The following is a 16,562-nucleotide window of genomic DNA, read 5'->3' as shown; positions in this document are numbered from 1 at the left end:
GCCCGACCTCTTCCAGGAGATCCCCCGTGTCCACATCCACCTCGTCCGGTCCCTCGTCGGCCCAGTCCAGGCGAGCCGCGCTCGGCAGCTTCGCGGGCACCACGCTCGAGTGGTACGACTTCTTCATCTACGGCACCACCGCGGCACTGGTCTTCGGTGACGTCTTCTTCCCGACGCAGGAGGGTGTGCTCGGGACACTGGCCGCGTTCGCGACGTTCGCGGTCGGATTCCTCGCCCGCCCGATCGGCAGTGTCCTGTTCGGACACTTCGGTGACCGGCTCGGGCGACGGAACGTGCTCATAGCCACGCTGCTGATCATGGGCGGTGCGACCGTGGTCATCGGTCTGATCCCGTCCTACGACTCGATCGGCGTCTGGGCGCCCGTGCTGCTGACGGTGTGCCGGGTCGCGCAGGGCATCGCGCTCGGCGGTGAGTGGGGCGGCGCCGCACTGTTGTCTGTAGAGAACGCGCCCGCCAAGCGCAAGGGCCTGTTCGGGTCCTCGACCCAGCTCGGCTCGCCGGCCGGTCTCCTGCTGGCCAGCCTCGTGATCGCGGGCTCGTCGGCGATCAGCGGCGACGCCTTCGGCGACTGGGGCTGGCGCATCCCGTTCCTCGCCAGCGCGGTGATCGTCGTCGTGGGCCTGGCCATCCGCCGGGGTCTGGCCGAGTCGGACGACTTCGAGGAGACGAAGGAAAAAGGCGCCGTCGCCGCGATGCCGGTGCTCGACGTGCTGCGTGAGGACTGGCGCTCGGTGCTGCTCGGCGCGGGCCTGGCCGCGGCCAACAACGCCCTGTACTACACGGTGGCCACCTACACGCTCGCCTACGTCACCGACAACCTCGACGTGCCGAAGGGCGAGACGCTCAACCACCTGACGATCGTCTCGCTGTGCTACCTGGTCTCCATCCCGCTGTTCGGCTGGCTCGCCGACCGCATCGGGCTGCGGCGCCAGGTGATGATCGGTGCCCTTCTGGCGGCGGCGTTCGCGTTCCCCTACTTCGCGATGATCGAGACGGGCAACTCGCTGGTGATCCTGCTCGGCATGATCATCGGCCTCGCACTGGTGCAGTCCGCGGCCTACGCGCCGCAGCCCGCCATCTACTGCGAGCTGTTCCCCGCGAAGACCCGCTACACCGGCGCGTCGCTGAGCTACGCGCTGCCCACCACGATCGTCGGCGGCACGACGCCGTTCATCGCCACCTGGCTCTACAGCGTGACCGGCAGCAACACCGCGATGGCCGCCTACATCGTCGGACTGTCGCTGGTGGCCGCCACCTGTGCCGCACTGGCGCACCGCAGGCACGTCGCCGCCACGCGTGCCGAGGCCGCCGAGGTGTCCGAGGTGCCCGATCCAGCGGGAGGCGCTCGTGGCTGACACCGCCGTGCGCACGGCCGAGCTCCTGTCGTGGGCGTCGGACACCGCCCAGCGTGGCGCGGCCGCGCTGCCCGAGCACGTCCTGCGCACCGCCGTGACCATCGTGTGCGACGACCTCGCCGCGATGCTCACCGCGCACGCCGAGGCCGAGGTCGGGGCGATCTCCGAGCAGGCCGTGGCCGCGCCCGGTGCGGAGTCGACCGTGGTCGGCAGGCCGGGCGGGCGGGCCGAGCGCAGGCGGGCCGCCTTCGCCAACGCGATCGCGGCCAACTGGACCGAGCTCGACGGCGGCTACCGGCCCGCGACGTGCCACGGTTCCCTCTACACGCTGCCCTCGGCGCTCGCGGAGGTGGAGGCCGAGGGCGGGACGTTCGGTGACCTGCTCGTCGCGCTGGTGACGGGCTACGAGGTGGTGACGCGGGTCGCGCGGGCGTACCGGCCGCCGCTGCCGTTGGTACGCCACCCGCACGCCACGCTGTCGCCGATCGGCGCGGCGGCCGCGCTCGCCGCGGCCCGCCGCCTGCCCGCCGAGCGGTTCGCGCGGACCGTGCTGGGTGCCGCGTCGATGTCGCCGTCGGGCCCGTTCTCCCACGCCGTCGACGGCGCGACCGTCCGCAACGCGTGGGCGGGCGCGGGCGCACAGCTGGGTTTCGCCGCGGCGGACTCGGCCGCGGCGGGGCTCACCGCCGCACCTGAGGTCCTGCGCGAGGTGTTCGCCGACGCCGGTGGAGCCACGGCGGCCGAGTCGCAGCTCACCGACGGGCTCGGCGAGCGCTACGGCGTCGAGGACGGGTACCAGAAGCCCTACGCCTGCTGCCAGTACCTGCACTCGACCGTCGAGGCGGCGGGTGAGCTCGTGAGCAGGCTGCCCGCCGATGCGTCGGCGATCGCCGCGATCGAGGTGCGCACCCACCCGCTGGCCGCGGCCCTGCGCAACGCCGAACCCGCGACCACGCTCGCGGGCCGGTTCTCGCTGCCCCACGCCGTGGCGACCGTACTGTCCACACGCGACACCGGAGTCGCGGTGTTCGGCGCGCCCTCGTTGCGGGAGCCGGGCACCGCGCGCCTGCGGCGGCTGGTGCGCGTCGAGGAGTGGACCGACGTGCCCGCGGCGCCGCACGATCGCCCCTCGACGGTGCGGGTCGTGCTCGCCGACGGCACCGCGCACGAACAGACCGTGCTCTCCGCGGCGGGCGGTCCGGACCGGCCGTTTTCGCGCGAGGACCTGCTCACCAAGTTCGGGACGCTCACCGCGGACCTGCGACCCGGCTTCGCCGCCGGGGCGCGGGCACTGACCGATCCCGGCCGGACACTCGAGCTGGACGCCCCGCTGGGCGACGTGCTCGCCACCCTGCTCGGGGAAGGAGCCTGATGCCGCCGGAGGAGCGCACCGTCGCCGAATCGCTCGTGGAGCGGATCGCGTCGCTGCCGAGCACGCTGCCCGCCGAGATCGAGACCGCCGCGCGGCTGCACCTGCTCGACGCGATCGGCGTGGGCCTGGCCGCGTCGCGGCGGGGACCGGCGCGGGGGCTGCGGCCCGCCACGCCGGGGAAGGCCACGGTGCTCGGTGCCGCCACCGGTGCCGGACCGGCCGAGGCCGCGCTGATCAACGGCACGCTCATCCACTCGCTGGAGTACGACGACACCCACACAGGCTCGGTCATGCACGGCAGCAGCGTGCTGGCGCCCGCGGTACTGGCCATGGCCGAGGACACCGGAGCCGACGGCCGCGACGTCGTCAGGGCCTTCGCGCTGGGCTGGGAGGTGCTGGTGCGGCTCGGCCTGGCCAGTCCGAGCGGGTTCCAGCGGGTCGGTTTCCAGGGCACGTCGGTGGCGGGCCCGATCGCGGGAGCACTCGCCGCCGCGCTCGTGAGCGGGCTCGATCCGGCCCGGCTGATCGACGTGGCCGGTGTCGCGGCCAGCTTCTCCGCGGGCAACTTCACGTTCCTGGCCGGCGGCACCAGCAGCAAGGCGGCCCAGGCGGGCATCGCGGCGCAGGCCGCGGTGTCGGCCGTGCAGCTCGTGCGGGGCGGCATCACCGGCGCGTCGACGGTGTTCGAGGGCGAGCGCGGATTCTTCGGCCTCTACGCCAGGGATGCCTCCGCCGCCGAGCGGTTCCGGGAGTCGGTGGCCGGCCTCGGCTCCCACTGGTATCTCGCTGACGCGGCGTTCAAGGGCCTGCCGTGCTGTCACTTCCTGCATCCGTTCGTCGAGGCGATCGGCAGGCTGGGGCTGGCCGAAGGCGAGCACCGCAGGCTGCGGCGGGTGCTGTGCCGGGTGCCCGAGGGCCAGGAGCACGTCATCGCGCTGCCGTGGGATCGCAAGCAGAGCCCGGTGCGCGCCGACGAGGCCCGGTGGAGCCTGCCGTATGTCGTGGCGCTGCGCGCGGTGCGCGGCCGGGTGGGGCTCGACGACTTCACCGGCGAGCCCGACGCCGAGGTGGTGCGCTTCGCCTCGCGTATGGAGTGGGAACCCTGGACCGATTCGGGCTATCCCACGGTGTTCCCGGCCGAGCTCGAGGCCGAATGGGACGACGGCACGACGCGCGTGGTGCGGGTCGAGGACGTCGATGGCAACGGCACGCGGCCCTGGGGCGCCGGGCGCGTGGCCGGGAAGTTCCGGCAGAACTGCGCCGACGCGGGGATCCCCGCCGACGCGGCCGACGCCGCGGTGCGGGGCGTGCTGGACGGTGACACCGTGCAGATGTCGGCGGTGCGCGCGCTCTCCGACGCGGCCGGGAGCTGATCCTCTCGGGGCACATCGGGGTCGCTTTACGTCGGACACCCTCGCCGCCGCGCCGGGCTGGAGCCGCCGGATTCCTGTTCGAGGACACCGCTCCGACGACCCGCGGGCGGCCGATGCGGATCGTCGCCCACGACGACGCGCTGCTCGCACTCGCCGTCGTGCGGGCCGCAGCCCTCGCTCCAGGCCGGTCCACTGCCGAGATCGCCGAGTCGCTGGTCAGGAGCGCCGCCACGGCCCGGACACGCGTCGGCAGGCTGCTCACCACACCGGTCGCAGCTTGTCGTCATCGCCTATGAGACCGGCCTCGTCGCGCCAGGAGGGTTGTGAGCGGCAGCCTGCTCGCCGCCAGGACGACGACCGGCAGCACCACGGCCGCCACCGCCGTGCGGGTGTCGAAGACGAGCTGTGCCGTCCTGCCGACGACGAAGCCCGCGTAGAGGGCCCAGCACCAGCACGCGGTCGCGGCGGAGGCGGGCAGCGTCGTGGCGGCTCCGACCGCCGCGCAGCCCACGGCGAACACGCCGAGCACCACCCACGGCGCGCCGGTCCCTCCCGCGGCCACCGAGATCAGACACAGGAGCGCGCCCATCGCGACCCCGCACGGGAATCCGATCTCGCCGGGCATGGCGCGCCTCCGCTGGACCGTCATGAGCACAGTCCACCGCGCGACGGCGGTGCCGCCGGGGTCGTTGCCACCGGCCTGACGGTCCAGGGGCGGGCTTTGACGTCCTCTTGACGGCCCACTGTCACTCCGTCGAGTGAGCGGTACTAGACTCCCTGCAACCCCCTCAGCAACACCGCCGTCAGGACGCCCTGCGCAGGGCGCATCGCGAGGGGAGTGCGATGACCAGGAATCCGCTCGAGAGATGGCTGGACAGCCGGACGCCGCGGGTGCGGCCTCCGATGCCGCTGTTGCTGGCCGCCACGCTCGACGACGCCTGCAAGACCGGAACCACCGAGTGCGTCGACTGGCTCGTCGACCACGCCGACACCCATGCGCCCGTCGCCCGGCACGAGCTCGCGCTGGCCGCGATCAGCGTGCTGGTGGCTGGCGATCCGGTGGCCGACGGCGACTCCGCCGCCGACCGCTTCCTCGAGGCGGCCAGCGGTCGATCACCGTCCGAACGCGCTATGAGCCTGGTGCTGCACGACTACATCCGCGCGGGGCCACAGGCCGCGGCCATGCGCCTGCGCGGGCAGCACCCCGACCTCGCGGCCGGGGTCGCCCGAATCCTGCTGGTGGCCGTGCTGATCGAGGCGGGCTGGCCCGCCGACCGCGCAGCAGAGCTCTGGGAGCGTTACTGCAGCGCGGTCGACGTGCCTTTTCCCGGTCAGGAACCGGCTGACTGAGCTGATTGAGCTGACTGACCGGTGGCGCCGGACTCGCTGAGCACCGACTTCGGGGTCTGCGCGATCGCGGACATCGTCGTGACCGCGCCGAGCCCGGCGTAGTTCGGTCCACCGAGGCGGGCGATCGGCGCGAGCGCCGCCGTGTCGATCTTCCCGTTCTCCAGCAGGCCGTCGCGCACGTGGAAGGCCACCACCTCGCCGACGAGGAACTCCGCGCCGGTCCGCCCGTACTCGGTGGCCGAGTGCAGGCGGCATTCGAGCGCGATCGCCGCGGATGCCAGCCGGGGCACGGAGACCAGGTCGGACTCGACGGTCTCGAGTCCGAGCAGCTCGACCTCGCTGGTGGCGGGCGGGTGCTCGACCGCGCTGAGGTGCACGGCCTCGACCATCGACTCGTCGGGGATGTGCACCACGTACTCGCCGCGGTCGTGGATGTTGCGCCCGGTGTCCTTGCGGCGCCCCGCCTTGCGCCCGACGTTGATGCCCAGCATCGGCGGGGAGTTGGAGACGAAGGTGAAGCAGCTGAACGGAGCCAGGTTCAGCACGCCCTCGTCCGACAGCGTGCTCACCCACGCGATCGGGCGCGGCACGACGACGCCGGTGAGCAGCCGGTAGGTCTGCTCGGGGGTCAGCGATGCGGGCAGGACGGTGGTCATCGCCGCTCCTCGGTGCTCGCGCGGTACTCGGCCAGCAGTTCGGCCGAGGCCGGGTACAGGCCCCGCAGCGACGCTCCCGCGCGCACCTTCTCGCCGATGAAGCGTTCCAGGCCCTCCTGCTCCGCAGCGCCCGCGGCCACCTGCGAGGCGTACTCCTTCGGTACCACGAGCACGCCGTCGTCGTCGCCGACGAGCACGTCGCCGGGGTAGACGGCGACGCCGCCGCAGCCGATCGGCACGTCCTGCTCCACCACGCGCAGATACGCCCTGCTGACGTTGGCCGTGGCGCCGGCCGAGTAGCACGGCAGCCCCGTCTCGGCCAGGCCCGCGACGTCGCGCAGTCCCGCGTCGGTGACGAGCCCGCGCGCGCCACGCACCCGCAGCCGTTCGGCGAGGATGTCGCCGCCCGTGGCGGTGCGCGACTGACCGTGCCCGTCCACGATGAGCACGGCGCCGTCGGGCGTCGACTCGATCGCGTCGAACAGCGACAGTCCCGCGACCGGCTTGGTGCCGGGCAGCAGACCCTCGAGGTCCTCCCGCGCCGGGATCGTCCGCAACGTCCACGCCGCGCCGATCAGCCGCTGCCCGGGCCGCAGCGGGCGCACTCCGGCGAGGAACTGGTCGCGCAGCCCGAGCTTGAGCAGCTGGCTCGCGACCGTCGCCGTGCTGACGCCGGTCAGGTTCGCGTCGACGTCGGCGGGCACGGGTGCCCAGGTCGAGTCGGTCGAGACGGTCACAGTGCGCCCTCCAGCAGTCCCCACGAGCGCGCGGCGGCGCCGACTTTCCGCCTGCCCGCTTCCGAGAGCGGCACGAGCGGCGCGCGCAGCCCGGGGCCGATCAGCCCGGCCTCGGACATCAGCCACTTGACCGCCGTCGGGTTGGTCTCGGTGAGCACCACGTCGTTGAGGTCGAGCAGCCGGAAGTGCAGCTCGCGCGCCTCGTCCCACTGTCCTTCCGCGACCGCGTCGTAGAGCCGGGCGATCTCGCGCGGCACCAGGTTCGCCGTGACGCTGATGAACCCGGCGCCACCGATGGCCAGCAGCGGGAAGCACAGCGCCTCGAGCCCGGAGAACAGCAGGAACTCCGGCCCGGTCTCGCGCAGCACGAAGTTGGCGTGGGCGAAGTCCGGGCTCGCCTCCTTCATGCCGACGATGTTCGGCACGTCACGCCACAACCTGCCCACCGTCTCCGGCGAGATCTCGACCCCGGTCCGCGAGGGGATGTTGTAGATCAGGATCGGGATGTCCACGGCCTCGGCGATGTCGCGGTACCAGGCGTAGAGACCCTCCTGGGTCGGCCTGGCGTAATAGGGCACGATCACGAGCGCGGCGTCGGCGCCGGCCTCGGCGGCGCGCTTGGTGATCGCGATCGTGTCCGGCAGCTGGTGGGTGCCGGTGCCGGGAACGAACGGCAGCCTGCCGTCGAGCGTCTCGGACGCCGCGTCGATCATCCTGAGCCGCTCGTCGAGGGTCAGCGCGCCCGGCTCACCGGTGGTGCCCGTGACGGAGACCCCGTGGCTGCCCGCCTCGACGTGGTGCTCGATCAGGCGGCGCAACGTCGGCAGGTCGAGCCCGCCGTCGTTGTCGAACGGGGTGACCAGCGGGGCGATCGAGCCGCGCAGCCGCTTCTTCTCATCAGCCATCAAGTGTTCCTCTCCGGGGTCGTCGTGGGGGTGGTTACGATCGCGGGATGGACGTGGACGTCGCGGTGTTGCGCTCGTTCGTCGTGCTCGCCGACGAACTGCACTTCGCCCGTGCCGCGGCACGTCTGCACATCGAGCAGCCCGCGCTGAGCCAGCGGATCAAGCGGCTGGAACGGCGGATGGGCGTGCAGCTGTTCGTCCGGGACAGTCGCAACGTGCGCCTCACTCCCGCGGGGCAGGAGTTCGCCGTGGAGGTGGGCGACGTGCTGCGCCGGCTCGACGCGGCCGTCGGGCGGGCGGTGCGCACCGCCGACGGAACCAGCGGCACGATCCGCCTCGCCTACACCCTCTCCGTCGGCTACGAGACGTTGCCGGTGCTGCTCGGCCAGGTGGAGCGGACGCTGCCGGACGTCACGGTGGAGGCGGTGGAACTGTGGGAGTCCGACGTGCTCTCCGGTGTGCTGCGCCGCGACTGGGACTGCGGGCTCGTCCGCTACCACCCGGACCATCCGGACGTGACGTCGTTGCTGCTGCGCCACGAGTCGCTGGTGGTCGCCATGCCGGAGACCCACCCGCTGGCGGGCCGGACCGAGGCGAAACTGGTGGAGCTGCGCGACGAACGCTTCGTCACCACGCCCGTGTCGCTCGCGCCCGGCTACCAGGCACTGCTCGACGACGTCTTCGACGCCGCGGGTTTCGAACCGAACACGGTGCGCAACACCGTGCCCGGCAACCGGATCATGGCTCTGCAGCGGCAGAAGAACGCCGTGGCACTGCTGCCCGCCTCGGCCGGGCTGACCCATCCCTCGGGCATCGCCTTCGTGCCGGTGGTGGACGAGTTCGCCCACCTGCCCGTGCGGCTCGTCCACCGCCTGGACGCGCGGCCGTCGGTGGTGTTGTTCGCCGAGACGCTCCAGCGCGCCGCTCGTGAGCAGGGCTGGCTCGCGCCGCCCGTCAGCTCTCGTTGAGCGCACCGCGCGTCTCCTTGGCTCGCACGGTCAGGATCAAGAACACCACCGAGAGCACCGCGCTGACCGCGATCAGTGTCGGGATGATCGACGAGACGCCCGCGCTGATGCCCGTCACCAGGGTGGGCAGCATGCCGCTGAGCCCGTAACCGACGTTCCAGGAGAACGCCGTGGCGGTGGAGCGGATCTCGGTGGGGAACAGCTCGTTGACGAAGATGATCAGCGGCGCGCTGATCGCGCCGGAGGCCATCACCATCAGGGCGCCGCACACCAGCAACAGCCACTCGCCCGGCCCGGTCGACATCACCAGGTACAGCCCGGGAATCAGCACCAGACAGGCCGTGCCGGAGACGAGGAAGACCTTCCTGCGGCCCACCCGCTGGCTGAGATGCCCGCACACCACGGCGACCGCCGCCGACAGCACCACGTTGACGATCAGGAACAGGCTCGCCGAGTCCTGCGACATGTTCAGCACCTGCTTGTAGACCGTCGGCAGGATGCCCGTGGTGAGGTAGTAGGGCGCGGAGGCGGTGAACACGATGGCGACGGCGGCCAGTGTGACGGTGCGCCACTGGCGGGAGAACAGTGCCCGGCCGGGCCGGATCTTCGCGGCGGAGGTGTCGCGGGCGGCGTTGCGCGCGACCCACGCGGGCGACTCCTCGACCCTGCGCAGCACGAGGTAGTTCAGCAGCGATCCGGCCAGTGCCACCACGAAGAGAACGCGCCAGCCCCAGCTCGCGAACGCGTCCTGGCCCAGCAGTGCGACCAGCGCGATCACCAGCAGGTTGATCAGGACCACGGCCAGGCTCGCGCCACCGCCCTTGATCAGTCCCGCTGCCATCCCGCGCCAGCGCTCGGGCAGCGACTCGGTGGCGAGGGTGTGGGTCGAGGCCGTGATGCCGCCGACGAACAGTCCCTGCACGATGCGCAGCACGATCAGCAGCACCGGCGCGACGAACCCGAGGGTCGCGACCCCTGGCAGGACGCCCATGAGCGCCGTCGCGGCGCCGGCGCCGATCACGGCCAGCACCATCGCGGGCCTGCGCCCGGCGCGGTCGGCGAACGAGCCGAACACCAGCGCGCCCAGCGGGCGCACGACGAGGCTCACCGCGAACGCGGCGTAGGTCGCGGTCAGGCCCACGAGCGAACCCGCCTCGGCGGGGAAGAACGCCGCCGACACGTAGGACGCGACGTGCAGGATCACCAGCAGGTCGTACATGTCGACGGTCCAGCCGAGCACGGCGGCGCCGAGTGCCTTGCGGTGGGCGGGGGAGAGCCGGTCGGGGCTCTGCGCCGGTGTGGCGGTCACGTCGCGTTCACTCATCGTGCCCACCGCCGGGGAAACCGAAGAGCCGCTGCGGGTTGGTGACCAGGATCCGGTGTCGTGCCTCGGCGTCCGGGGCGTAGCGGGCGAGCAGGTCGAGCAGGTCACCGTCGTTGGGCACGGGCCCCTGGTGCAGCGGATGCGGCCAGTCGGTGGCCCACAGCACGCGGTCGGGCGCGTGCTCCACGTAGGCGCGGGCGTAGGCCGTGGCGTCGTCCCACGGGTACCCGGCGACCGAGCGGCGGTCGCCGTTGGACAGCATCACCCACCAGTTGCCGCGCTCTAGCAGCTCCAGCACGTGCCGGAAATGCGGGTCGTCGAGGCCGTGGCCGTACTGCAACGGTCCCATGTGGTCGATCACCACGTCGGTGTCGACGTCGGCGAGCAGCGGCGTGACCTCGCGCGGGTCCAGGCCGTTCATGTGCAGCTTGAGGTGCCAGCCCAGCGGCACCACGCGTTCGGCGGTGCGCTTCACCTGCTCCGGCGTGGGCAGCGCGTTCTTGAGCTTCGGATGGAAGTTGAACCGCGCGCCGCGGACACCGGCCTCGTGCATGCGTTCCAGCTGCGCGTCGTCGACCGAGTCGTCGACGACGCCGCAGCCCTGGTAGGACGGCCCCGCGATCCGCAGTGCCTCGATCAGCGCGCCGTGGTCGGTGCCGTAGGCGGTGGACTGCACGATGACGCCGCGCTCGATGCCGAGCGTCTTGTGCATGCGCAGCATTTCCTCGACGGTAGCCTCGAGCACGACGTAGGCGGCGTCCGGTTTGGTCGGAAAGCGTGCGGCGTCGGAGAAAATGTGGGTTTGGCTGTCACACGCGCCCGGCGGCGACGGCAGCCGGGGCTCGCGGGGTTGCGAGTCGTACAGGGCGTACTCAGGCATCGTCGCCTCCGTTCCCGGCGATGACCGCGAGCACCTCGCACTGGACGAGGATGTGCGGCTGGGTCGTGCCGATGCTGACCTGGCGGGCAGGCCGGGACTCCGCGTCGGGGAACAGGGTGCACCACTGCCGGTTCAGCTCGGCGCGGTGCTCCGCCGCGGAGAGTCGCAGGGAGAACTTGAGCGCGTCGTCGAGGCTGCCGCCCGCCGCGGCGAGAATCGCCGCGACGCGGTCGAACATCGCGGCGGCCTGGTCGCCGAAGTCCGCCGGGAACTCGCCCGGATCGCTTCCCCTGCCGCCACCGTGCACGGCGCCGGTGGCGACGAGATCGCCGATCCGGCTCGCCGCCGGGACCGGGTTCTCGTGCGAGAACCCGTCGACATGGATGCTTCGCCTGTTCACTGTGCGGACTCCTTCGTCCGAAGCGGGTCAGAACACAGCAGACACTAGGGAGCGCTGACCTGGGCTATCAAACGAAAGTGGGCGCTGATCCATGCCTCAAATGCATCAATCTGTACGGAGGCGCGTCATCGCCAGCAGGCCGACCTGGGCGAGCATCACGACCGTGACGGCCACCGCGACGGCCCACGCGCGCAGCTCGCCGCCCAGCGCGCCGAGCACCAGCGCCGCCGCCACCACCAGCGCGCCTGCCGCCCAGTACCGCGGCCGCACCGACAGCAGGGTCGACGCTCCCGCGTACACCGCGACGGCCCCGCACAGCACCCACAGCAGGCCGGGATCGAGCGGCCGCCCCGGCGCTCCGACGGTGCCGCCCAGACCGGCCGCGATCATCGTGATCGTCGCCGTCATCACGAAGTGCACCACCATCGTGAGATTAATCCTGCGCGTGTCGGAGGCGCGGCCGAAGCCGTACTGGAACGTCTGCCACCACAGGGCGATCAGCAACAGAAACCCGGCGAACCCGGCGACGGCGAGCTCGAGGTCCCAGTCCGCCTCCTCGGCGGTCCGCACCATCTGCAGCACACCCTCGCCGAGCACGATGATCACGAACAGCCCCATCCGCTCCACCAGGTGCGGCTGTTCGACCTCGGCGACCTTCAGCCGCGGCATCGCCCGGCGGCCGTGCCTGCGCTCGCGCCGCTCCTGCCTGCGCGCGCGATGGCTGAGCCCGCGCTCGAAGCGTTCCGGTCCGAGCAGGACGGTGGCCACCAGGTCGATGCCGAGCCCGATGGCCCACAGCACGTACTTGGTCGGACCGTCCGTCCACAGTGACACGATCCACGGCACGAGCCCGCCACCGAAGTGGGCCAGCGGCCACGCGGCGAGCAGCTGTCCCCGGTGCTGCCACACGTTGGAGGACACGATCCTGGTGACCACGTAGGCGACCGCGAACACCTCGGCGTGCTCGGAGAACGCGCCAGGCACGGCCGCGGCCATCACGGCGATCCCGCCCATCCCGACGAACATCGTCCGTCTGCGCGTGCTCTCCGCGGCCACGTTGGAGTACAGCGTGAACGCCGCCCACGTCTGCCAGATCGCGAAGTACAGCAACGCGAACCGGAGCACGTCCTCGCCGTGCACCGCGTGTCCGTGCAGGAGATGGGCGAGCTGCACGATCGCGGCCACCACCACGAGGTCGAAGAACAGCTCCAGCCAGCTCGCCCCGCGCTCCGCGGGCGCCCGTGTCTCGCTCACCCGGTCATCATGCGCCCTGCTCCGGGTGGTGTCCGGTGGGTGCCATCGCACGTCCTCGCCCGCGGGAACCTGCCACGCTGAGCGCGTGAGCATCGAGTCGAGCACGCAGTACCCCGGTCGGCCCCGCACGCCGCGTGTCGTGTGGTGGCTCATGGTCGCGCTGACCGTCGTGGCACTGGGCGCGGGATTCGGAGTGGGCGCGCTGGTGTGGGCCGGTGGTCCGGACGAAGGGGACGATCCGGGGCAGGCGCGGAAATCGCCGTACGAGGCGGGGATCCAGGTGCTGACGCCGGAGCAGTACGACTCCTGCGTGCGGCAGGTCAGTCTGTACTTCGAGGACGACGACGCCGATGGCACGATGCGGGAGGTCGCGCGGCAGCTGAGCGACGACGACCGGTTCGAGAGCGTGCGGGAGCGCACCCAGGCCGAGACCTTCGAGGATTTCCGGGAGGTCTACGCCGATCAGCCCGAGATGCTGAACATCGTCAGTCCGGAGGACATGGGCGCCACCGTGCTGGCGATGGCGCGCGAGGGCACCACGGCGACGCAGCTCGAGGAGCCGTTGGGCCAGGAGTTCCCCGACGCCGAGATCGTAGTCCAGAAAGCCTGCCCGAAGCCGCCCACCATGCCCCGTCCACCGTCCCGCTGACTGCCCCCACTGACTGCCCCAGACTGCGGTGAAGGGCACCTTTACTGCGTTGAACGCAGTAAAGGTGCCCTTCACCGCATCGGCGAATGCGGGGGCGCGGGGTGGTCAGGGGGTGGGGGCGGGTTCTCGGGCTCGGCCTCGGGGGTGCAGTTCGTGGGCCGCGAACATGCGGTGCAGTAACTGGATCGCCACCGAGCCCTCGCCGACGGCGGAGGCCACGCGCTTCACCGAGCCGTGCCGGGCGTCGCCCGCCGCGAAGACACCGGGCAGGCTCGTCTCGAGCAGATGCGGGTCGCGCTCGAGTGGCCAGATGTCGCCGACGTCGGTTCCCGTGAGGACGAAGCCGTGCTCGTCGGTGGCGACCTCCGGCGGCAGCCACGCCGTGTGCGGCCGTGCCCCGATCATGATGAACAGCGCGTCCGCGGCCACGGTCTGCTCGTCGCCGGTCGCGCGGTCGCGCAGCACGAGGTGCTCCAGCCTGCCCTCGCCTCCGCCGCCGACGATCTCGGTGCCGGTCCGGACCCGCAGCCCCGGCGTCGCCTCGGCCTCGCGCGCCAGATAGAGCGACATGCCCGAGAGCAGTGACTCGCCGCGCACCACCAGGGTCACGCGCGGGGCGTAGCGCGCGAGGTACAGCGCCGCCTGCCCGGCCGAGTTCCCTCCGCCGAGCACGTAGACGTCGCGGCCGGACATCGCGGGCGCCTCGGAGGTCGGGCCGCCGTAGAAGACTCCGGCGCCGCTGAGCGCCTCCAGCGCGGGCACGCCGAGCTCGTGATAGCTCGCGCCCGTCGCCAGCAGCACCGCGCGGGAGCGCACCCGCGCGCCGTGCGACAGTGTCACGACCAGCTCGCCGTCCCGCCGGGCCAGATCGACCGCGCCCTGCATGAACGCGAACTTCGCGCCGAACACCCACGCCTGGTCGTACGCCTGCTGTGCGAGGCGGCGGCCGCTGACGCCACGGGGGAAACCGAGGTAGTTGCGGATCAGCGAGCTGGAGGTGGCCTGACCACCGAGCCCGCCCTCGTCGATCACGAGGGTGCTGAACCCCTCCGACGCGCCGTACATGGCCGCCGACAGCCCGGCCGGCCCCGCGCCGACGATCACGAGGTCGAACTCCATGCGCTCGGGATCCACCGGCGAACCGGACGCCAGCGCGATGTCGGCGTCGCTGGGGTTGGCCAGGATCGTGCCGTTGGGAAACATCACCACCGGCAGCTCCACGCCGTCGTCGACGTCGGCGAGGCGCGCCCTGCCCTCGGTGGAGTCGGCGAGGTGGAACGAGTGCGGGATGGCGCAGCGCCCGAGCACCTGCCGCAGCTCGTAGGCCCGGCCGGACCAGGACTCACCGATGACGTAGATGGTGTAGGGCGCCGTGCGCCGGGCCTCGGTCCAGTCGAGGAGCAGGCTCGAGACCGCCTGGTGGAACAGTTCGTCGGGGGAGTCCGACGGCCGCAGCAGGTAGTGGTCGATGCGCCCGCGCGCGATGGCGTCGAAGATCGCCTCGCCCGTGGCCCGGTTTCCCCAGTCGCCCCACGCGATGAGCAGCCCGCGCCGCGCGTGCGGATGCAGCCTGCGGACCCGGTCGAGCAGCTCGCTGCCCGTCATCCCGGACAGCCACTGTCCCGCCAGCACCAGCGCGACGTCCTCGCCCTGGTCCGCCAGTTCCTCGAGCCGGGTCAGCGCCTGCTCGGACGCGGACACGCAGACCACGCGGTAGTGCTGCCCGTAGCGCTCGCGCAGCTCTCGCTCGACGGAACGCAGCACCTCCGCGTCCTCGTCGACGGCCACGAGCAGTGCGCCGGACATGCACACGACTGTAGGGGCGTTTCTGGATGCGGCACCGGTTCGCTTTTCTAGAGCGCGGCGAGATCCGCCAGCAGTGCCGCGGCGATCTCGACGTCCGCGCTGAGCCTGCGGTCGCTCATCTCGGCGCTGAGCTTGGCCGCGGCGAGGTCGAAGGCGGCGCGCAACGGTGTGCCCGCTCGCGGTGGCAGGCCCCGCTGGCGCAGTGCGCGCACCGCCGTCACCAGCTCGCACGCGAGCACGAGCCGCAGTGCGGTCAGCGAGCGCAGCGACTGGCGCGCCGACTGGAACGCGAAGCTGGAGTGCTCCTCGAGCCCGCGCGACACCACGGCGTTGCCGAGCCCGGCCGGTGCCGCCAGCGCGCGGACCTCGGCGAGTGCGGAGTTGGCGCTGTACTCCAGGATCATCACGCCGGAGCTGCCGCTCTCGCCGAGCGCGAGGAACGGCCGCAGCCCGGTGAACCTCGGGTCGAGCAGCGCCGCGAGCCGGGCCGTCGACAGGTGTGCGGTGTCGAGTAGCGCCAGGCGCAGGCCGTCGAGGGTGTGCCGCAGGTACGCGCAGTGGAACCCGCCGTGGTGGTAGGCGGTGTCGTCGTCGGCGGAGATCAGCGGGTTCTCCGCGGCCGCGTTGATCTCGACACCGACCACTGTGGACAGTTGCGCTGCGGCGTCGAGTGCCGGTCCGTGGATCTGCGGGAAACACCGGAATCCGAACGGGTCCTGCAGGCGCGCGGAGGGCCGCTCGGAGGGGTCGAGCAGCGCCCGCATCCGCGCGGCGGCCTCGACCTGACCCGAGTGCGGCCTGCTGGCGTGCACCCGCTCGGCGTAGGCCTCTGGCGAGCCGTCGACCGCGAGGAACGACAGCGCCGTCACCGTGTGCGCGACCTCCAGCAGCCGCCTGGCCTCGTGCCAGGCGAGCGCGGCGATGCCGATGGTCAGCGCGTTGCTGCTGATCAGCGCCAGTGCGTCGCCGGAGTCGAGTCCGATCGGCTCCGGGCCGGGTGAGGTGCCGAGCCAGGGCAGCTCGCCGAGCAGCGCGAGCCCGGTCTCGGACAGCGCGGTGAGATCGCCGGTGCCGATGGCGCCGAACTCGTGCACGGCCGGGTAGCTGCCCGCGTTGAGCGCGTCCGCGAGCGCGTCGGCGACCCCGGGCCGCAGGCCTGCCCCGCCCGCGAGGATCTGGTTGAGGCGCACCACGAGCATGGCCCGCACCTCGTCCTCGGCCAGCAGGTCGCCGACGCCGCCCGCGTGGCTGCGCAGCAGGCGGACGCCGTGGCCCTGCCTGGCGTCGGCGCCGACGGCCTCCACGCGGTTGGCGCCGACCCCGGTAGTGCGGCCGTAGACGGACCTGCGGGTGACCAGCTGCTCGGCGGTGGACCACGCGGCCTCGGCCGCGCGGCGGCCCTGCTCGCCGATCACCACCGGGACGTGCGCCCTGGCCACCTGGATCACCTGGTCACCGGTCAGTGACCGGCCGTCGAGCACCACACCTCGCGTCGTCGTCTCGGAAACCATG

Annotated in this window: 17 protein-coding genes; 7 read left to right on the top strand and 10 right to left on the bottom strand. The window is 72.2% G+C overall.

From position 1 onward, the window contains the following. The first annotated feature begins 26 nt into the window (after positions 1-26). The 4 genes from JHE00_RS04820 to JHE00_RS04805 all read left to right on the top strand — a co-directional run bounded on the left by JHE00_RS04820 (position 27) and on the right by JHE00_RS04805 (position 4,417). Positions 27-1,376, top strand: a complete 1,350-nt coding sequence (locus JHE00_RS04820) for an MFS transporter (RefSeq protein WP_200315113.1) — start codon at positions 27-29, stop codon at positions 1,374-1,376. Next, entirely contained in the window at positions 1,369-2,748 is a 1,380-nt protein-coding gene (locus tag JHE00_RS04815; RefSeq protein WP_200315111.1) for an MmgE/PrpD family protein, read from the top strand. The genes JHE00_RS04820 and JHE00_RS04815 overlap by 8 nt, the downstream gene beginning before the upstream one ends. Continuing rightward, entirely contained in the window at positions 2,748-4,121 is a 1,374-nt protein-coding gene (locus JHE00_RS04810) for an MmgE/PrpD family protein (RefSeq protein ID WP_200315109.1), read from the top strand. Before JHE00_RS04815 ends, JHE00_RS04810 begins: the two co-directional genes overlap by 1 nt. A gap of 113 nt (positions 4,122-4,234) precedes the next feature. Further along, positions 4,235-4,417: a hypothetical protein gene (locus JHE00_RS04805; protein WP_200315107.1), complete on the top strand. Its 183-nt coding sequence runs from the start codon at positions 4,235-4,237 to the stop codon at positions 4,415-4,417. Here the strand turns inward: JHE00_RS04805 and JHE00_RS04800 are convergent. Beyond that, positions 4,405-4,770: a hypothetical protein gene (locus tag JHE00_RS04800; RefSeq protein ID WP_200315105.1), complete on the bottom strand. Its 366-nt coding sequence runs from the start codon at positions 4,768-4,770 to the stop codon at positions 4,405-4,407. The genes JHE00_RS04805 and JHE00_RS04800 overlap by 13 nt on opposite strands. Before the next feature lie 194 nt (positions 4,771-4,964). Between JHE00_RS04800 and JHE00_RS04795 the strand changes: the two genes are divergently transcribed. Beyond that, complete coding sequence (locus JHE00_RS04795) at positions 4,965-5,471, top strand: hypothetical protein (RefSeq protein WP_200315103.1); 507 nt, start codon at positions 4,965-4,967, stop codon at positions 5,469-5,471. Here JHE00_RS04795 and JHE00_RS04790 read toward each other — a convergent pair. Genes JHE00_RS04790 through dapA form a run of 3 tightly spaced genes read right to left on the bottom strand, consistent with a single transcriptional unit; the run spans position 5,453 to position 7,769 of the window. Next, entirely contained in the window at positions 5,453-6,127 is a 675-nt protein-coding gene (locus JHE00_RS04790) for a flavin reductase family protein (RefSeq protein WP_200315101.1), read from the bottom strand. The two genes, JHE00_RS04795 and JHE00_RS04790, sit on opposite strands and share 19 nt — an antisense overlap. After that, a complete protein-coding gene (locus JHE00_RS04785; RefSeq protein WP_200315099.1) occupies positions 6,124-6,864 on the bottom strand; it encodes an RraA family protein in 741 nt (246 codons plus the stop codon). The genes JHE00_RS04790 and JHE00_RS04785 overlap by 4 nt, the downstream gene beginning before the upstream one ends. Then, complete coding sequence (gene dapA, locus JHE00_RS04780) at positions 6,861-7,769, bottom strand: 4-hydroxy-tetrahydrodipicolinate synthase (protein WP_200315097.1); 909 nt, start codon at positions 7,767-7,769, stop codon at positions 6,861-6,863. Before dapA ends, JHE00_RS04785 begins: the two co-directional genes overlap by 4 nt. Before the next feature lie 47 nt (positions 7,770-7,816). Here dapA and JHE00_RS04775 point away from each other — a divergent pair, with 47 nt between their 5' ends. Then, positions 7,817-8,737, top strand: a complete 921-nt coding sequence (locus JHE00_RS04775; protein ID WP_200315095.1) for a LysR substrate-binding domain-containing protein — start codon at positions 7,817-7,819, stop codon at positions 8,735-8,737. Here the strand turns inward: JHE00_RS04775 and JHE00_RS04770 are convergent. The 4 genes from JHE00_RS04770 to JHE00_RS04755 all read right to left on the bottom strand — a co-directional run bounded on the left by JHE00_RS04770 (position 8,724) and on the right by JHE00_RS04755 (position 12,595). Next, positions 8,724-10,061, bottom strand: coding sequence for an MFS transporter (locus JHE00_RS04770; RefSeq protein ID WP_200315093.1), 1,338 nt, complete (start codon positions 10,059-10,061; stop codon positions 8,724-8,726). The genes JHE00_RS04775 and JHE00_RS04770 overlap by 14 nt on opposite strands. Further along, entirely contained in the window at positions 10,054-10,941 is an 888-nt protein-coding gene (locus tag JHE00_RS04765; protein WP_200315091.1) for an amidohydrolase family protein, read from the bottom strand. Before JHE00_RS04765 ends, JHE00_RS04770 begins: the two co-directional genes overlap by 8 nt. Beyond that, positions 10,934-11,341, bottom strand: coding sequence for a RidA family protein (locus tag JHE00_RS34900; protein ID WP_200315089.1), 408 nt, complete (start codon positions 11,339-11,341; stop codon positions 10,934-10,936). The genes JHE00_RS04765 and JHE00_RS34900 overlap by 8 nt, the downstream gene beginning before the upstream one ends. A gap of 105 nt (positions 11,342-11,446) precedes the next feature. Then, positions 11,447-12,595, bottom strand: a complete 1,149-nt coding sequence (locus tag JHE00_RS04755) for a low temperature requirement protein A (RefSeq protein ID WP_200315087.1) — start codon at positions 12,593-12,595, stop codon at positions 11,447-11,449. 85 nt (positions 12,596-12,680) lie between these two features. Between JHE00_RS04755 and JHE00_RS35510 the strand changes: the two genes are divergently transcribed. Beyond that, the gene (locus JHE00_RS35510) at positions 12,681-13,244 is read left to right on the top strand and encodes a permease-like cell division protein FtsX (protein WP_200315085.1); all 564 of its coding nucleotides are present in this window, start codon (positions 12,681-12,683) and stop codon (positions 13,242-13,244) included. Positions 13,245-13,349: 105 nt separating this feature from the next. On the opposite strand, the gene JHE00_RS04745 is transcribed toward JHE00_RS35510, so the two are convergent. Together JHE00_RS04745 and JHE00_RS04740 are read right to left on the bottom strand one after the other, a co-directional pair. Then, entirely contained in the window at positions 13,350-15,050 is a 1,701-nt protein-coding gene (locus tag JHE00_RS04745) for an FAD-dependent oxidoreductase (RefSeq protein WP_200315083.1), read from the bottom strand. Between the two features lie 47 nt (positions 15,051-15,097). Beyond that, on the bottom strand, positions 15,098-16,561 hold the full coding sequence (locus JHE00_RS04740) for an aromatic amino acid ammonia-lyase (protein ID WP_200315081.1): 1,464 nt from the start codon (positions 16,559-16,561) through the stop codon (positions 15,098-15,100). Position 16,562: the final 1 nt, after the last annotated feature.

This window comes from Prauserella cavernicola (genome assembly GCF_016595675.1).
Lineage (GTDB): Bacteria > Actinomycetota > Actinomycetes > Mycobacteriales > Pseudonocardiaceae > Prauserella_A > Prauserella_A cavernicola.
Note: the sequence above shows the minus strand (reverse complement) of the source record. Positions and strands in the feature narration are given on the sequence as shown.